Raw genomic sequence first — 14,651 nt, forward strand, 5'->3', positions numbered from 1 at the left:
CTCCAGCTTCTCCATGACGATCTTCTTGATCTCGGATTCGCTCTTCTTGGTGTGCTCGCGCAACGGGAAGGCCACATTGTCGAACAGATGCATCGACCCGAACAGCGCTCCGTCCTGGAACAGCACGCCGAACAGCTTGCGGATCTCGTAGAGCTGCTTGTTGGAGCAGGTGGTGATATCGGTGCCGTCGATGTAGATGGAGCCGCGTTCCGGGCGCAGAAGCCCGATCAGCGACTTCAGGAACACCGACTTACCGGTACCCGAGGGGCCCAGCAGCGCGCTGACCTCGCCGGACGGCAGCGTCAGACTTACGTCCTGCCAAATACGCTGTGACCCAAAGGACTTGGTTATACTTTCGGTCCTGACCTCGACGCCCATGCCAACCTCCACAAATTCTTCAGCGAGCCCCCTACGTGCCGAACCGCGCGCGGTCTTCTCGGTGTGTCACGTCACAGTGGGTCCGGCCAACGTATCTCACGTGCAAGATGCGGCGCACCCCAATCTGACCGGAGAGTAACTTCTCACAGCCGCACGCCCGGATCGTTGTGCACGTTCGGGTCCGGCGGCTTTGTGTTCGCAAAACCCCTCGCATGGCGTGCGTTGCGTAGCGGTCGAATCACCAAGCGCGGGGGGCGAGGCAGGCGCGCTGCCGTCCACGCCCCGCCAGTATCGGAGCGTTCGCCGGGCGGCTCACCGGAATCGGCCGATACTCGTGTCGGCTCCCGGCGTTTTCCATTTCCTTGGAAGTGGAACGACTCGGAACCGAGTGCAGACGGGTCCGGTCATCGAAACGCGAACAGGGCGAATCGAAACGCCCGGCGTTCCGGAAGTCGTTACACAAAAGTCGTTCCAGACACCTCGTACGGCGACGATTTCCCGTACATTCTCGCGCATGGCGACCGCAACGCGGCACCCGCGGCGGGCTCGACCTCGGCTACACGCGAGTGTCCACGACGAAACAGAGCCTCGAGCGCCAACTCGACCCTTTCGCCGCCGCGGCAATCCCACACGTGCGCGACACGTCCAGCGTACGTGGTCGAGGCATCGAGCCTTCTGGTGTAGTTGTTGCGGTTCGTGGGTTTTCTCTGGACGGTGGTTGGAAGTTGTTGTGGGGTCCAATGTTTCGTTGGAGTGAACTTTAGGGAGGATTTGAACGCTGCGATGCTCTGCTCGACGGGGCTTTCGGGTTACGCGGCGGCGGTCACCTTGATTCGAGTTCGCGAACCGATGGAGTGTACTTCCGGTACACACTGTTAGTGTGTAACATAAGTTCATGCCGTTGCCGAGGTTTCTCAGACTCCCCGAGGGGCACCGCACTCACATGCTCCAGATCGCTCGGCACCGGGTCGCGGTCGAGGGGCCCGAGGGCGCCGTCTTCAACAAGATCATCGATGGGATCCCGATCTCGAAGACGGCCGCGTATCAGTATTTCGACGGCAGGGAAGACCTGTTGGCCACGGTGTTGGCTGATGTCCGCGGCCGCGTTCATGCGGTACTGGGAGATCGGCGATATGTCGATACATCCGAGCTGTTCTGGCAGCAGCTCGGCGAGGGCGCGGTCCGCCTCACCCGTCATTTGGACGAAAATCCCGACGACCTGCAGCTGGCCGAGGTTGCCCTCGGATCGGCGGCAGCCGCCTACCTCGGCGCGGTGCTGAACAACGGCCGCGCCATCGGCGTGGGCGCGAGGATATCGACTTCGCACTCATGCTCGCCGCGAGTTCCGCCCTCGTCAAGGCGGCGGACCTGTGGTCGATCGGCATTCTGCGCGACGGCGCGACCGAGGAATACGCCGCAGCGCAGTTCTGGCAACTACTCGGTGGACTGTGGGCAAAGTAGTGAGGAACTCATGAGTGCAGAATATGTAAACAAGTCCCGGCCCGACGTGGACATCGATTGGCTCATTCCTGAAATACCCGGCGGCCTGGCGGGAGCCTGGGATCGGATCTCCGGGCCGGGCAAGACGCGTTCCGACCGAATAGCGGGAATGCCTCTGCATCTGCTCATCTTCGCCATGGTCTTCATTTATATGTGGCACGCGGAAATCCCGGCCGATTGGACGCTGTGGAAATTGGGTTTGCTGGCGGTTTCCATATTCGACCTCGCTGGCGGCATCATCACAAATTCCACGAACGCTGCGAAACGCTGGATGCACCGGCCGGGTCCGGATGTGCGTCGCGGACGATTGCAGTTCATTGCCGGTCACATATTATATCTGGCAATAGTTTCTTTCGTTTTCCTGCACGGTGATTGGGCCTGGCTGCTCGGCAACAGTGCGCTGCTCATGATCGGCGCGCTGCTGATCGAATTCGTCGCCATCGAGCAGAAGCGTTTGACCGCGATGGGCTTGTATATCCTCGCGGTGCTGATCAACGCGACGTGGTTACCGGTGCCGGCCGTGCTGGCGTGGTTTCCGATACTGTTCTTCTTGAAGCTGCTGATCAGCACCCTGGTTCCTGAAGCGCCGATGATCCGGGCGGAAACAGCTCGGTACCAGTGACCGAGCCGAAACACCTATAGATCCACTCGACCGCCAGGGATCTGCCGCGTCCAGCGGCGGTCTGAATACAATATCCGTGGGAGTACCGCAATGACCAATACCGAGCCGCCGCGCGACACCGCCGCACCCGATATCCTCGCCGAGCCGAGCGGCCCCGCCATCATCGAGGTGCGTAATCCCGGCACCGGGGAGGTGGTCGGCACAGTTGCCGACGAATCCCCCGACGCGGTGGCCGCCACGAGTTCCATGGCAAATCGGCGGCCTTCTTCGCGAAGAGAATCGCCTGGCTCGTCGGATTGCGGCGGGGGAGCCGTGGCAGGGCGCGACAGGCCGAGCGGCTCGATGGGCAGACCTTCGCCACCTGGCTACAGCGAACCGCATACACGGCCGGCGGCCGGTCCTTCTTCCGGCTGATCACCGAGGCGGTGTTCTCGGCAGAGCCGGAGGACCTGTCCGCGCTGTGGGCCGCCTTTTACATCGGTGCCGCCGGTGGGGTGAATGCTCTGATCAATACGGCCGGCGGCGCGCAGAAAGACCGTATCGAGGGCGGTTCGCAATGTATCGCCATCAAGCTCGCTGAAGATCTCGGTGACCGTGTCATCCTGAGCGCCCCGGTCACGGATATCGATTGGGATGACGCCGGCGTGCGAATTGCCGCAGGCGCCACCACTGTTCGCACGCGTCGAGCCGTGATCGCGATACCCACGCCGCTGGCGGCGCGAATCCGCTTCAGCCCTGGACTACCCGGCGACCGTGACCAACTCGTCCAGCGCATGCCCATGGGTCGAGTGATCAAAGTGAATGTCGTGTACGACGAACCTTTCTGGCGCAGTGCGGTTTCAGTGGTCAGGCGAACAGTGACAGTCGGCCGCTGGGTGCCGTCTTCGACAACACACCGCCTGGTGGTGCGCCCGGAGTGCTCGTTGGATTCCTGGAAGGAAAGCACGCCGACTTCGGTGCGCGCCTGGATCTCGCCGACCGCCGCGCCCAAGTGGTGGGCGACCTCGTCGGCTACTTCGGCCCCCGAGCCGGAAACCCCATCGCCTATCTCGAACGTAACTGGGGGGAAGAGGAATTCAGTCGAGGCTGCTTTGGCCCCTTCGCTACCCCAGGCACCCTCACCCGCTTCGGCCCGGCCCTGCGCGCGCACATTGGGCCGCTGCACTGGGCGGGTACGGAATCCGCGACGCGCTGGGCTGGCTATATCGACGGCGCGATCGAATCAGGCCAGCGCGCCGCGCGCGAAGTCGCCGACGGTCTCATCCGGACCGGGATCCGCCTTGCAGCAAGCGATCAATCCTAACGTGTACTGGTAGTACATACCATTGGTACACTTGCCTCATGCGATGGACAATCAGGCTTGTCGGCACCGCGTTGGTGACCGTGTTGTTGACGTACCCGCTGTGGGCACCGGACTGGGGTAGGGGCATCCAGGGTGAGGTCTGGGCGCTGGGCTGGCCTGGCGGACTCATCGGCGTCCTCGGGTTCTTCGGCTTGGTCGCGCTTTACTGCGGTCAGCTGCAGCGGTTGATGACCTTGGTGCGCCCGGAAGCGCGGCCGGTGTCGCCCCGTTCGGTTTGGTGGATGTTCGCTATCCCGTTCAACTTCGTGGAGGACTTCTTCATCGTGTCCAGTATCTCGGCCGGTCTTTCCGCCGACGGCCGGTTGCCGCAGCGGACTGTGCAGCGGTGGACACAGGTAGGCTACGGCTGGTGTGGGTTCCAGATTCTGTCGCTCTTTCCGGGCTTGCTCGGGTATCTCAGTGGTCTCGTGGCCGTCGTGCTGGTGCTCACACACTCGGTTCAGACCGTGCAGGCGGCGTCGATGTTGATAGTGCGGCCGACTGATGCCCTTACCACGGTTTGAGCGCCTGCCGACGCCGACCAAGGAGGCGATCCTGACCGTAGCCCGCGATCACTTCGCGCGCGACGGCAAGGACGCGGCGTCGTTCAACCAGATCATCGCCGACGCAGGCATCTCCAAGACCTCGGCTTATCACTACTTCGACGGGAAAGACGACCTGTTCACCGCAGTGGCCGCTGATGCGGCGGTGAGGACGCTCGCGATTCTTGGCCCGTGGCGAGTGGTGTCCACGGTGGAAGAACTCTGGCGGCAAGTCGCCGAGGGTTCCACGAGGCTGCTGACCTACCTTCGCAAGAACCCGAGCGACCGTGCGGTTCTGGCCGCGGCGGCGCAACTGGGTATCGAAGGCGACCCATGGGTTCAGGCGTTCGTGGCCAACGCAGTTGACCTCGGCCTGTCGTCCGACGAGGACGGCTGGCTTTCCGCGGTAACGGCCGCCTTGTTCGCGGCGGCGGACCGCTGGGCGCTGAGCCATCCAGGCCTGCCGGACGAACAGGTCGCTGACCGGCTAGTGGCACTGCTGCGCCGAACCATGACCTCCTGATTCGGTGCCGCTCAGTGAGCAGATCCACACCCTCCCGCTCGGATACCTGGCCCCGGCCTGGCCGAGGCCCGCCGGCGGCCGGGCTGCTCACCCGGATGCGAACCCGCAGTCGCCGGCGTGGCCGGTGACTTCCTGGATGACGTCGGCGTAGAGGCGGAACAGGCGTGGCGTGGGGCTTGGCGGCGGGGGTTCGGACCATCTGCCGCCAGCATTGTGCGATCGCGTCGCGGGCCTGTGTGCCCGGCCAGGGTTGCGGCAGGAGTTCGGGCGGCAGCAGTGGATCGAGGTTCATGGCGCGGGTGAACTCGCTGGCCAGTTCGATCACCGCGGTCAGGTATCGCGGCTGATCCAGTGCGGCCGGGTCCGGTAGTTGCTCCAGACGGTCCTGGGCGACGCGGGTGAGCCTGCGGTGAGCCTGAGCGAGCGCGCAGCTTCAAGGCGGGCTCTATGTGGCCGCCAATCCCTGGGAAGACTTGGTCGAACCGGAAGTTGCCCGCCTCGGGATCGAGGACCGCGTCACCATCTTCACCAGTTCTGATCTACGCGTCGCAGGCCTCTCGGATCCCAGGTCGCTGGCCGCCCGGCTCTGGCCACTGGACGAGGTCGCGGTCATCGAGCAGCACGGTGCGCGCCGAGCTGCCCTTGCCGTGTAGCCGAACGTGTTCGTCGTCCAGGTGCAGGTCGAAGTCCTCGACGTGCAGCTCGCACACCTCTTGTTTCGGCGGACAGGATCGTCGTCGGCGACCTTGCTGGCGGTCTTTGATGCTCCCCAGAAGGCCGAACGACCCGCAACTGAGACGGTCGCGGGGAGGGGCCGGTTGCGCGAGAGAGCGTGCGGTCAAAAAAGGTCTGACCCAAAAAGTCGACGCGACTATTTGACGCGAACCAAATTGCTGGGACCATTACCGAATTCATACCGAGGGTAACCCTGCGTACCGTGGATTCGAAATAACTGTCGCTGTGCACCGTGGCGGTGGCCCTGACCGACCAGGGTCACCCGGTGAGCGCCACGCCAAGGCCAAGGAATGGATCGGCAACCGCGACCGTCCCGGACGGACCTGGCGTCCGGGCAAAACCCCGATCAAGGTGGACTGCCACACCTTCGTCACCAACGATCAGCCGGTAGTCATCCCCTACGGGATCTATGACATCGCCACTAACACGGGCTGGGTCAATGTCGGAACCGACCACGACACAGCCGAATTCGCGGTGGAGTCCATCCGCCACTGGTGGCGGCACTGCGGGCGGGAACAGCACCCGCACGCGACCCGGCTGCTGATCACCGCGGACGCCGGCGGCTCCAACGACCCTCGCCGCTGGACATGGAAGAAATACCTGCACTCCTTCGCCCGCGAACCCGGCCTGGAGATCAAGGTCTGCCACTACCCTCCGGGAACTTCGAAGTGGAACAAGATCGAGCAACGGATGTTCTGCCACATCACCGCCAACTGGCGCGGCCGACCGCTGACCAGTTATCAGGTCGTCGTCGAGACCATCACAGCGACAACCACGAGGACTGGGTTGACATCGGCGCCGACCTGGACACCGGCAACTACCGCCCTCGGCGGCACCGTCACTTCCGCCGAGTTCCGCGCCCTGCCGATAACGCCCGACGCGTTCCGCGGAGACTGGAACTACACCGTGGCATCCTGCGCACCACACCCTCCCGAGCAAGCCCCGACCCGTCGCAAGTCCGATCCTGCCTTGACCGAGATGCTCACCGATTCAGCTCTGACCGGCATGACACGAGCGGACTTCGCGCACCTGGTCGCGGTCTCGGAACCGTATTGGGATGCCCTGGCCGAGGCGGCCTTCCAGCGTCGCTTCCACCGCCCCCGCGGTTACCTGCATCCACAAACCGGCAGCGTCGACCATTTCCACCGGCTCCTGACAGCCCTGCTGCGACGACGAAGGGCCGTCACCAGCACGCTGCTGGCCCAACTCCTCGGCGTCACACGCACCAACCTGTCCAACCAGTTCCGGGACGGCCATCGGATCCTCGACCTGCACCGGATCGACGTCTCATCGATGCCCGGATCACCCGCGCGCACCCTCGAGCAATTGCGGGCCCGCCTCACACCCGCCGGCCTCGTGACGCCGATCATGCCGCCGTCGAGCCATGCCACTAGAGACCAAATTCGACAGTAATTTACGCACAAGCCCCCGGGCGGACGGAGAACTGCCAGATCGGGGTGTTCCTGGCGTATGCCTCCGCGCGCGGGCACGCGTTGATCGACCGGGAACTGTATGTCCCAGAATCGTGGACCGCCGATCGCGACCGTTGCCGCGCGGCCGGGATTCCCGACGAGGTCGAGTTCGCGACCAAACCCCGGCAGGTGATCGCCATGCTGGAACGCACCGTGGCCGCGGGTGTTCCGTTCGGCTGGTTCACCGCTGATGAAGCCTACGGTCACGCTGGTTACCTGCGGGACTGGCTCGAGGACCACGACGTGTTCTACGTGATGGCCACCCGCTGCGATCACCAGTTGACCACCCGCGCCGAGCGGGTCGACCGCGCGGATGTATTGATCGCCGGGTTTCCGGCGCGCGCCTGCCAGCGGTTGTCGGTCGGGGCCGGCGCGCACGGTCCCCGCGAATACGACTGGGCGCGCTGGCCGATCGACGGGCGCATCGCGTCGTCGGCCGCGCAGGAGTCCGCGCTGCGCGACGTCGGCGGGTGGGCCGAGCACGACCTCGAGTCCGAGCAGATCCTCGGCCCGAATCCCGAGCCCGAACGGTGCCGTCGCCGCGGTGTGCATTACCGATCGCGATCCTTCACATTCGCTGGTTCGACACCTCGCGTGGCGCCGATGTCCTGCCGGGGTGACGCTGTGGTTCGAGCCCTGATCGCGGTGTTTGTTCCAACTCGAATGTTATCGCTCACAAACGCCGCCCGCACGACTCGGCGACAGAACCCGGAACCGGGCACATGACGCGGAGCTTCCATCCGTATGGCGCTGTGGTTCATGCGTGCCGTGCCGATCTTCCTACGCTCCGACGTGGTCACGATCAGTCGTGACGATCGCAACCGAAGACGATAAATCATCGTGCGCGAGAGGGAGTTCATGAAATTGTACGCCGCGGAATCGCCGCGGTGGGGATCGCCGCAGCGGCCGCACTGACGGTTCCCGCATTGGCTACCGCCGATTCGGTGCCCTCGATCCCGGGCGACCCACCGGCGGGCGCACCGGACATGGGCACGAATCCGGGCACACCGAACCCGGGTGCCCCCGCGGGCACGCTGGACCCGGGCACACCGGCAGGCACACGATAGGCCGGTCCCAGCCGAACAAGCCCCGGCCGACACAGCAAATCGGCCGGGCGATCCAACCGGCGGAATCATCCGCTGGATCGCCCGACCGGACCGGATCACCCACTGGCCGGGAGCCGGAACGATGCCTTCAACCCGTATTCCGCGAATGATGGTGCAGTCCCCGCCGACCGCCGACGGCGTCAACCGCGATGTCGGTAGCTCGATCACCAACCGTGAGGTTCGTGATCGGGCTGCGGTCCGTGGGCATTTCTCCGACAACCGTTCGAAACGCCGTGGGCGGCTGCGAAATTCGCGGACTGCCCACGACTGTTCCCGCGGTACACCGGCCGCGTCTCGCGCGCGTAGCCGAGCCGCGAGAATTCCGCAGCATGCCGGTGGCCCGGCCGGTCTCGGCTGGTAGCATGCCGTAGCCGTGGGCGAGCTCGCTGGCCGATGCCTCCTGCCGGTTGACATCGGCCCAGTCGCGCGGGTGTTCAGGTGGTGATAGTGGCGAGGGGTTCGAGGCCGTAGGTTCGGGCGTAGCCGTTCTCGGTGCCGACGAGGAGCTCGACGATCTCGAAGTAGCGGTCCCAGAACGGGGTTTCGCGCAGTGCGTCGACGAGGAGCTGGTAGGCGTGGTGGTCTTCTGCTTCCCACACCCAGACGTCGGTGACGCGGGCGGAGTAGAACTCGGTGTCGTAGAAGCGTGACCGTACGCGGGTGGTCTTGGCCTCGATGGCGGGCAGGACCTGGGTGGTGAAGGCGTCCACACGCTCCTGGACGGTGAGGACGAGCCACTCGGGTGTGGTCTTGACGAGCATGAATGCCGTGACCGGTGGATCGGTCTGTTCAGCAGGCATCAGAAGTATCTCCAAAAGTGTAGGTGGTCGCGGCGCCGCTGGGCACCGAGGATTTCGGGCGGTGGGCTTCAGGAACGCACAGCGGGCACGAGGGTCTGGGCGCACCACTGCTCGAAGCTGGTGGGGGACGCGGTGTCCGGGGTGCGGGCGACTCCGGCGTCGAGGCCTTGATCCTTGGCCCGCTTCATGTCGACGACGCCCTGGACGAACTCCTCGTTGAGGCCATAGCCGACGAGGCCGGTGTACAGCTCGTCGAACGACTGGCGTTCATAGCGGACAGGGCGGCCGAGTTGCTCGGTCATGATGCGGGCCAGGTCGTTGGGCGACAGATCCTGCGGCCCGAGGATGGGGACGCTGCCGGTGCCGGCCCACGAGCGGTCCAGCAGCAAGCTGACGGCGACGGCCGCGATGTCGGCGACAGCGACGAGGGGGGCTTTACGGTCCGCGTCGACGACGTCGGTGAACACGCCCTTGTCACGGATCGAGTCGGCCTCCTCCAGGAGGTTCTCGAAGAAGGACGGGTTGGTCAGTGCCCGATAGGCGACGCCCGTACCGGTGATGAGGTCGTCCATGGCCAGCGAGGCGGTGACCAAGCCGGCGCGGTCGGCGACCGGGGTGCCGCGACCGAGCGCGGACACCCCGACGACGTGGCCCACGCCATGGGCGGCGAACGCCTTCGCCGCAGGCCGAGTAAAGCCGGTCCAACCATCCTCCGGGGGCTGAGAGGCGTCCGGGGGAACGAGCCAGAAGACGGCGTCCGCTCCGTCGAAGGCCCGGTCGAGGACCTCGGCGTCTCCGTGCGAGCCGGTGATCACCTCGACGCGCCCGCGCGCCGCATCCGGAAGCCGCGCGGGATCACGCGCGATCACCCGCAGTTGTTCACCCGCGGTGGGTGCGTACTCCAGCAGCCGGGACAGCAGGGCACGGCCGATGTTCCCGGTGGGAGCAGTAATAACGATCATGAAAACCTCGCAGGTCGTGATGGGATCAGTACACCCGTCATCCTGCGGAGAACCAAACATTGCCACAATGGGAATTTCAGCACTGGATCATTGACTGAAATGGAATATCGCTGGTGAACAGCCCCAATGCGGCTCTAGACGCCAATCTTGCCATCGCACTGGACGCCCTGCTGGCCGAGCACAGCGTCACCCGCGCCGCCGCCCGCCTGCACACGTCGCCCGCCGCTATGAGCCGCACCCTCGCCCGACTGCGCCGCATCCTCCAAGACCCGCTGCTGGTCCGAGCCGGACAAACCATGGTCCCCACCCCACGCGCCGAGGCCCTGCGTGACGAGGCCGCCGCGGTGGTGCGCAGCCTCGGAGCACTGCTCAGCCCCGGCACGGGCGTCGACCCCGCCGACCTGAACAGCACCTTCACCCTCCAGACCGCCGACCTGGTCGGCGCGGCACTGACCCCTCGCCTGCTGCACCTGGCCCAGCAGGAGGCGCCGGCCGTCTCGTTCCGGCTCCGGGCCGAGGAGCTGGAGGCCGGATCCGCACTCCGCGACGGCCGGATCGATCTGGAGATCGGATCCATCGACCATGCAGATCCCGAAACCCAGGTCGAAGAACTGGTCAATCTGCGCATGATGGCAGCCGTCCGGCCCGGACACCACCTCACCGAAGCACCCCTGACCCCGGCCCGGCTCGCAGCCGCCCAGCACGTCGCAGTCAGCCGCCGCGGCCGGTTCACCGGCCCGCTCGACACCGCACTGGCCACGCAGAACCTCCAGCGCCGGGTGACCGTCGTCCTCCCCAGCCACCTGGCCGCCATGACCCTCGCCGCCCGCAGCGACATCGTCTGCCTCGTACCCGCCGCACTCCCCGGCGTCGGCCCGTCGCCGCTCACCGACGACGCGACCGCCCTCGGACTCCGCCTCCTCGACATCCCCCTGCCACTGCCGACACTGACCATCGGCATGGCCTGGCACCCCCGGCACACAGCCGACGGAGCCCACCGCTGGCTCCGCGGCGCCATCCGCCGGACCCTTCACACGCCGAGCCTGCCCACGTCATCCGACACGTGAGAACAGTGACCGTCCCGTCCGTGAAACCTATTCCGGTACGGCGACCTGGACCAGTTGTCATACCGCTACCGGTGGCCCCACAAGAGCCGGCGCGGCGAACCGGCACCGCATCCTGCAACTGGGTACGGCCCATCTTCAGCAAGGCACCGAATTCGATTGGCTTACACTGGCATTCGGTGCGCAGAGCCTCGATAGTCCCCGCCAGCTCACCCAGCTCGCCAGCCGCACGACACTCGGATGGGCGTGACCTGCACACATGGAGGCAGCGTCCCGGCGTCGGCTATCCCCTGACCCGATGCAGGGGCAGGCCGTCGAGGAGGACGGCAGCGACGTCGAGGGGGTCCCAACCAGGGTCGGGGATGTGGGCCAGGCGAGCCAGGTTTCCGCCCATTTCCGCGACGGCGAGCAACCCGAGCCTCGGGCAGCCGAGGACTGCGGTCCATTCTCCGGCGGCGGTCGCCGCGGCGAGCATACCGAGCAGCGGGCCGAGGCGTCCGGTGCAGGCCACCAGCGATCCGCGGGGTAGCCCGCCGGCGGGCAGAGCGTCACCGAGTGCTCCCGGGATCGGCAGTACGTGGGCCGGTGCGGTGGACGCAACGGAAGGGCTTCGTGGGTGCCGACTCGACCGTGGATGGCGTCGATGCGGGCGCGTAGGAATGCGAGTTGGTCGGTACGGGGCAGGTCGGCCAGCGGTGCTGCAGCTGTGGTGCCATCGGACCGTTGACTGTCTCGAACCTGCAAGCTATCGAACATATGTTCGGAATGATTGCATACCGAGTGGTCGGCCGTCGAGGCAGGCGCGCCGATTGATAGCTGGCCGCCGAACCCTCACCGGAGTGTTCGTAGCAGCGCACCCCTCGGGTGGCGGTGGGCACGTGGTCGCCGATGCGTTGTACAACGGGCGGTTGTACAACGCGTTGTTGTTGGTGGTGGGTGCTCGATGCGGGTGATGCTGTGGTGACGGGAACGTCGGCATATCCGCGGGCTGCGGATCAGGTGGTGAATCGGTGAACAGGTCTGAGGCTGATGCGTGTTCGGGTGCGCGGCTGCTGCTGATTCGCTGCGGCCACAGCGAACGCCATGACGACGGTGTTGCCGGGCAGGTGGGCGATCGTGGGTTGAGTCCGACGGGCAGGAGTCAGGCCGCGCGGTTGGCGGAGCGTTTGGCCGCCGAGCAGTCCACCCTCGAGATCAGCCACGTGTACAGCACCCGGCTACGCCGGGCGGCGCAGACCGCTGCGGTGGTGGCAGACGTGCTGGGTCTGTCGGTGCACGCGGAGCTGCTCGGGCCGGCGGCAGGGACCCTGGGAGAACCGAGGCGGGTGCGGCCTTTCGGGGTCAAGCCGCTCGAGGACGCGACGGTGGTCGGTGAGACTGGGCAGACGTGGGACCAGTGGGCGCCACAGGTGGGCCGCGAGCTGGAGTTGATCGCGGGCAAGCATCCCGGCGAGACGGTCGTGGTGGTCTGCCACCAAGCCAGTATCCTCGCCGCGGCACAGCACTTCCTGGAAGCAACGCATTCCTTGGCCCATGCTTCGATCGAGGTCGGTCACACCGCGATTACCGAATGGCAGCTGCGCCCCCGCGGCGACGAGGCGAGCGGGCCGCAGGGGCTGCGATGGGTGTTGCGGCGCGCGAACGATGCCGAACATCTGAGAGCGCAGCCGCGCCGCGTCATCCGGCGTGAGCGACATTGATGACGGTCGAATGGGCCTACCGCTGCAGTCGACAAGGCGACCGTCAGGGGCCGCGATGGGCTTCCGCTGGGGCCTGCGTGGGTCAGTTCTGCGGCACCGTTGCCTGTAAGACGAGGACGTTGTACGGCCGTGGGGGGTATTTGAAGGTGTAGGCGGTGATGATGCGGTCCTCGTAGCGCTGCGTCTCGGGGTCCCAGAGGAGGATGCGCTGATTGAGCACGTGCTCGTCGGTGGCGCGGATCCTGGAGATCTCGGGCCATTCGGGTGCCTGTTCACATGAGTCGATGATCTGCTGGATGCGCCGGTCGGGTATCCGGCCGGGCGCGACAATGAGGAAGGCGTTCGCCATGACGATGGCCCGCTCCTCCCAGTTCTTGATCACCTTCTTCGCGGCGGGATCGCGGACCACCCATTCAAGCAGGTTAGGCCGTACCGTGGCATCGGGTGCGGGGGCGACAAGGCCAGGGAACCGCTTCAACAGTGGTTCGTTGGCGGCGTACAGGTCGAAGGCGTCGTCGTGGTAGCAGGCGGGATCGAGGTTGCGGTCCAAGCCGACCTGGTCGTCGGGGGTGACGACCGGCGACATGTCCCAGTTGAGCTGGTTGAGCGGCGGCTGGGTCAGCGCTTTGTATGCAGGTCTTCGCCACTGGGGGACCTCGAGGCCGTCCAAGAACGCCTCGAGTGTCTCAGCCGAGGGAATCTTGCCTTTGCGCTCCCACATGTAGATGAGCGTTTTGGAAACTTTGATGATCTCTGCGGCTTCTTCGCGCGTCAGTTGTGCGGCCTCGCGCTCGGCCCGAAGTAGCTTAGCCAGTACAGGGAGATCAGCGTCGTCAACCATCGCATCCGCCTTAGCTCGGCTTCCAACAGCCCGGGGAGCGTGTGCGGTACATCGATGGGGGAGCAGACTCGCGGTACGCTTCGTGGCTGCCTAACAGGCCAGGCTATGGCAAAGAAGCCGATTGTTTCTCGGTGAATTGGGATCGGCGGCCATGACGTGGCGCAAATCATATTGGCGCAGAATGTATTCGACTATTGCGCGCAGCCCAGAGCGCGACGAGTGGGGTTGGGGTCTCGCCAGTGTCGGGGTAAGGATTCAGTCATCGATGAAGATGTCGTTGGTCAGCGGATCGGTTCCGGGAGTCACGCGATAGTTGTCGAGATCGGTCGCTCCGTGGGCGGCGAGCACTTCGTCGTCGAGCAGCAGTTCGCCGGTACAGGTCGAGTGTGTAAGGACGAGCAGGGCCGCGTCAGCCATGACCCAAACGTTGCGTGACGTCGCCGCAACTTGTTCACCGCCGAGCTTGTTCCGCACAGCCGCGGTGTCGATCGTGGTGCGCGGCCACAGTGAGTTGACTGCGATGCCCAGATCATTGAACTGATGGGCGATTCCGATGGTCAGCAAGGATGCGCCGTACTTGCTGACGGTGTACCCGGGGAACCTGCCGATCTGCTCAGCAGCCATGTTCAGCGGTGGCGAGATGTTCAGGACATGGGGTCCTCGACCGGCTCGCGCTGAGAGTTGGAGCGCTGGCATACATAGCTTCGTCATCAATAGCGTTGCGCGACAGTTAATGTCCTGCATGTAGTCGTACTGGTTCATCGTCAGGGTCGTCACAGGTGCTGGCTCGATCACGGCCGCGACATTCAGCAGCATATCGATACCACCGAACCGGTCGATGGTCCGCTGCACAGCATCCGCCATTGCCTTGTCGTCGCGCACGTCGGCGACGATCGGCATGACATCACCGCCCGCGGCCTCGGCCCGTGCGGCAGCGGTATGAATCGTGCCCTGGTACTTGGGATGCGGTGTGGCCGTGCGGCCGATCATCGTCACGTTGGCTTCCTCCGCAGCCAGCCGTATCGCGATCGCAGCCCCTATGCCGCGGCTCGCTCCCGTGACGA

13 protein-coding genes and 4 pseudogenes are annotated in these 14,651 nt (G+C 65.3%); 10 read left to right on the forward strand and 7 right to left on the reverse strand.

Annotated features, from left to right (window positions below; translation table 11 throughout):
• Window positions 1-378, reverse strand: a 378-nt coding sequence (locus tag ON19_RS31510) for an ABC transporter ATP-binding protein (RefSeq protein ID WP_043701143.1), incomplete at its 3' end; no start/stop codon positions are given.
• A gap of 895 nt (window positions 379-1,273) precedes the next feature.
• Here ON19_RS31510 and ON19_RS43450 point away from each other — a divergent pair.
• From ON19_RS43450 to ON19_RS44130, 4 genes and pseudogenes are all read left to right on the forward strand, one after another.
• On the forward strand, window positions 1,274-2,500 hold the full coding sequence (locus ON19_RS43450) for a TetR/AcrR family transcriptional regulator (RefSeq protein ID WP_218006506.1): 1,227 nt from the start codon (window positions 1,274-1,276) through the stop codon (window positions 2,498-2,500).
• Window positions 2,501-2,796: 296 nt separating this feature from the next.
• A pseudogene (locus tag ON19_RS40915) lies at window positions 2,797-3,803 on the forward strand (flavin monoamine oxidase family protein).
• Window positions 3,804-3,841: 38 nt separating this feature from the next.
• Window positions 3,842-4,366 (forward strand): hypothetical protein, encoded by a 525-nt coding sequence (locus ON19_RS31530; protein ID WP_051169491.1) that lies wholly within the window; start codon window positions 3,842-3,844, stop codon window positions 4,364-4,366.
• Window positions 4,347-4,907 (forward strand): TetR/AcrR family transcriptional regulator, encoded by a 561-nt coding sequence (locus ON19_RS44130; RefSeq protein WP_043701123.1) that lies wholly within the window; start codon window positions 4,347-4,349, stop codon window positions 4,905-4,907. The genes ON19_RS31530 and ON19_RS44130 overlap by 20 nt, the downstream gene beginning before the upstream one ends.
• Before the next feature lie 202 nt (window positions 4,908-5,109).
• On the opposite strand, the pseudogene ON19_RS44855 reads toward ON19_RS44130, so the two are convergent.
• Window positions 5,110-5,319: pseudogene (locus tag ON19_RS44855) on the reverse strand (PaaX family transcriptional regulator C-terminal domain-containing protein); the annotation flags it as partial.
• Between the two features lie 25 nt (window positions 5,320-5,344).
• Between ON19_RS44855 and ON19_RS42370 the strand changes: the two are divergent.
• The 4 genes and pseudogenes from ON19_RS42370 to ON19_RS31550 form a co-directional block, all read left to right on the forward strand.
• A pseudogene (locus ON19_RS42370) lies at window positions 5,345-5,560 on the forward strand (PaaX family transcriptional regulator C-terminal domain-containing protein); the annotation flags it as partial.
• Between the two features lie 307 nt (window positions 5,561-5,867).
• Window positions 5,868-7,055: an ISAzo13 family transposase gene (locus tag ON19_RS31540; RefSeq protein ID WP_051169492.1), complete on the forward strand. Its 1,188-nt coding sequence runs from the start codon at window positions 5,868-5,870 to the stop codon at window positions 7,053-7,055.
• 2 nt (window positions 7,056-7,057) lie between these two features.
• Window positions 7,058-7,546: pseudogene (locus ON19_RS31545) on the forward strand (IS701 family transposase); the annotation flags it as partial.
• Window positions 7,547-8,001: 455 nt separating this feature from the next.
• Entirely contained in the window at window positions 8,002-8,181 is a 180-nt protein-coding gene (locus ON19_RS31550) for a hypothetical protein (protein WP_043701125.1), read from the forward strand.
• 473 nt (window positions 8,182-8,654) lie between these two features.
• Here ON19_RS31550 and ON19_RS31555 read toward each other — a convergent pair whose 3' ends face one another.
• Window positions 8,655-9,020: a darcynin family protein gene (locus ON19_RS31555; RefSeq protein WP_043701128.1), complete on the reverse strand. Its 366-nt coding sequence runs from the start codon at window positions 9,018-9,020 to the stop codon at window positions 8,655-8,657.
• Between the two features lie 68 nt (window positions 9,021-9,088).
• Entirely contained in the window at window positions 9,089-9,982 is an 894-nt protein-coding gene (locus tag ON19_RS31560; protein ID WP_043701131.1) for an NAD(P)H-binding protein, read from the reverse strand.
• Between the two features lie 113 nt (window positions 9,983-10,095).
• Between ON19_RS31560 and ON19_RS31565 the strand changes: the two genes are divergently transcribed.
• Window positions 10,096-11,049, forward strand: a complete 954-nt coding sequence (locus ON19_RS31565; protein ID WP_043701134.1) for a LysR family transcriptional regulator — start codon at window positions 10,096-10,098, stop codon at window positions 11,047-11,049.
• Between the two features lie 280 nt (window positions 11,050-11,329).
• On the opposite strand, the gene imuA' is transcribed toward ON19_RS31565, so the two are convergent.
• Window positions 11,330-11,707, reverse strand: a complete 378-nt coding sequence (imuA', locus tag ON19_RS45255; RefSeq protein ID WP_498043927.1) for a DnaE2-dependent mutagenesis accessory factor ImuA' — start codon at window positions 11,705-11,707, stop codon at window positions 11,330-11,332.
• A gap of 349 nt (window positions 11,708-12,056) precedes the next feature.
• On the opposite strand from imuA', the gene ON19_RS31575 reads away from it, so the two are divergent.
• Complete coding sequence (locus ON19_RS31575) at window positions 12,057-12,746, forward strand: histidine phosphatase family protein (RefSeq protein WP_157229921.1); 690 nt, start codon at window positions 12,057-12,059, stop codon at window positions 12,744-12,746.
• Between the two features lie 82 nt (window positions 12,747-12,828).
• Here the strand turns inward: ON19_RS31575 and ON19_RS31580 are convergent, their stop codons facing one another.
• Both ON19_RS31580 and ON19_RS31585 read right to left on the reverse strand, forming a co-directional pair.
• The gene (locus tag ON19_RS31580; RefSeq protein ID WP_043701141.1) at window positions 12,829-13,587 is read right to left on the reverse strand and encodes a helix-turn-helix domain-containing protein; all 759 of its coding nucleotides are present in this window, start codon (window positions 13,585-13,587) and stop codon (window positions 12,829-12,831) included.
• A gap of 255 nt (window positions 13,588-13,842) precedes the next feature.
• Window positions 13,843-14,651 (reverse strand): SDR family oxidoreductase (locus ON19_RS31585; protein ID WP_043701155.1); only part of this gene is annotated, 809 nt, incomplete at its 5' end.

Origin of the sequence: Nocardia abscessus NBRC 100374 (assembly GCF_000308455.1) — a bacterium.
Lineage (GTDB): Bacteria > Actinomycetota > Actinomycetes > Mycobacteriales > Mycobacteriaceae > Nocardia > Nocardia abscessus.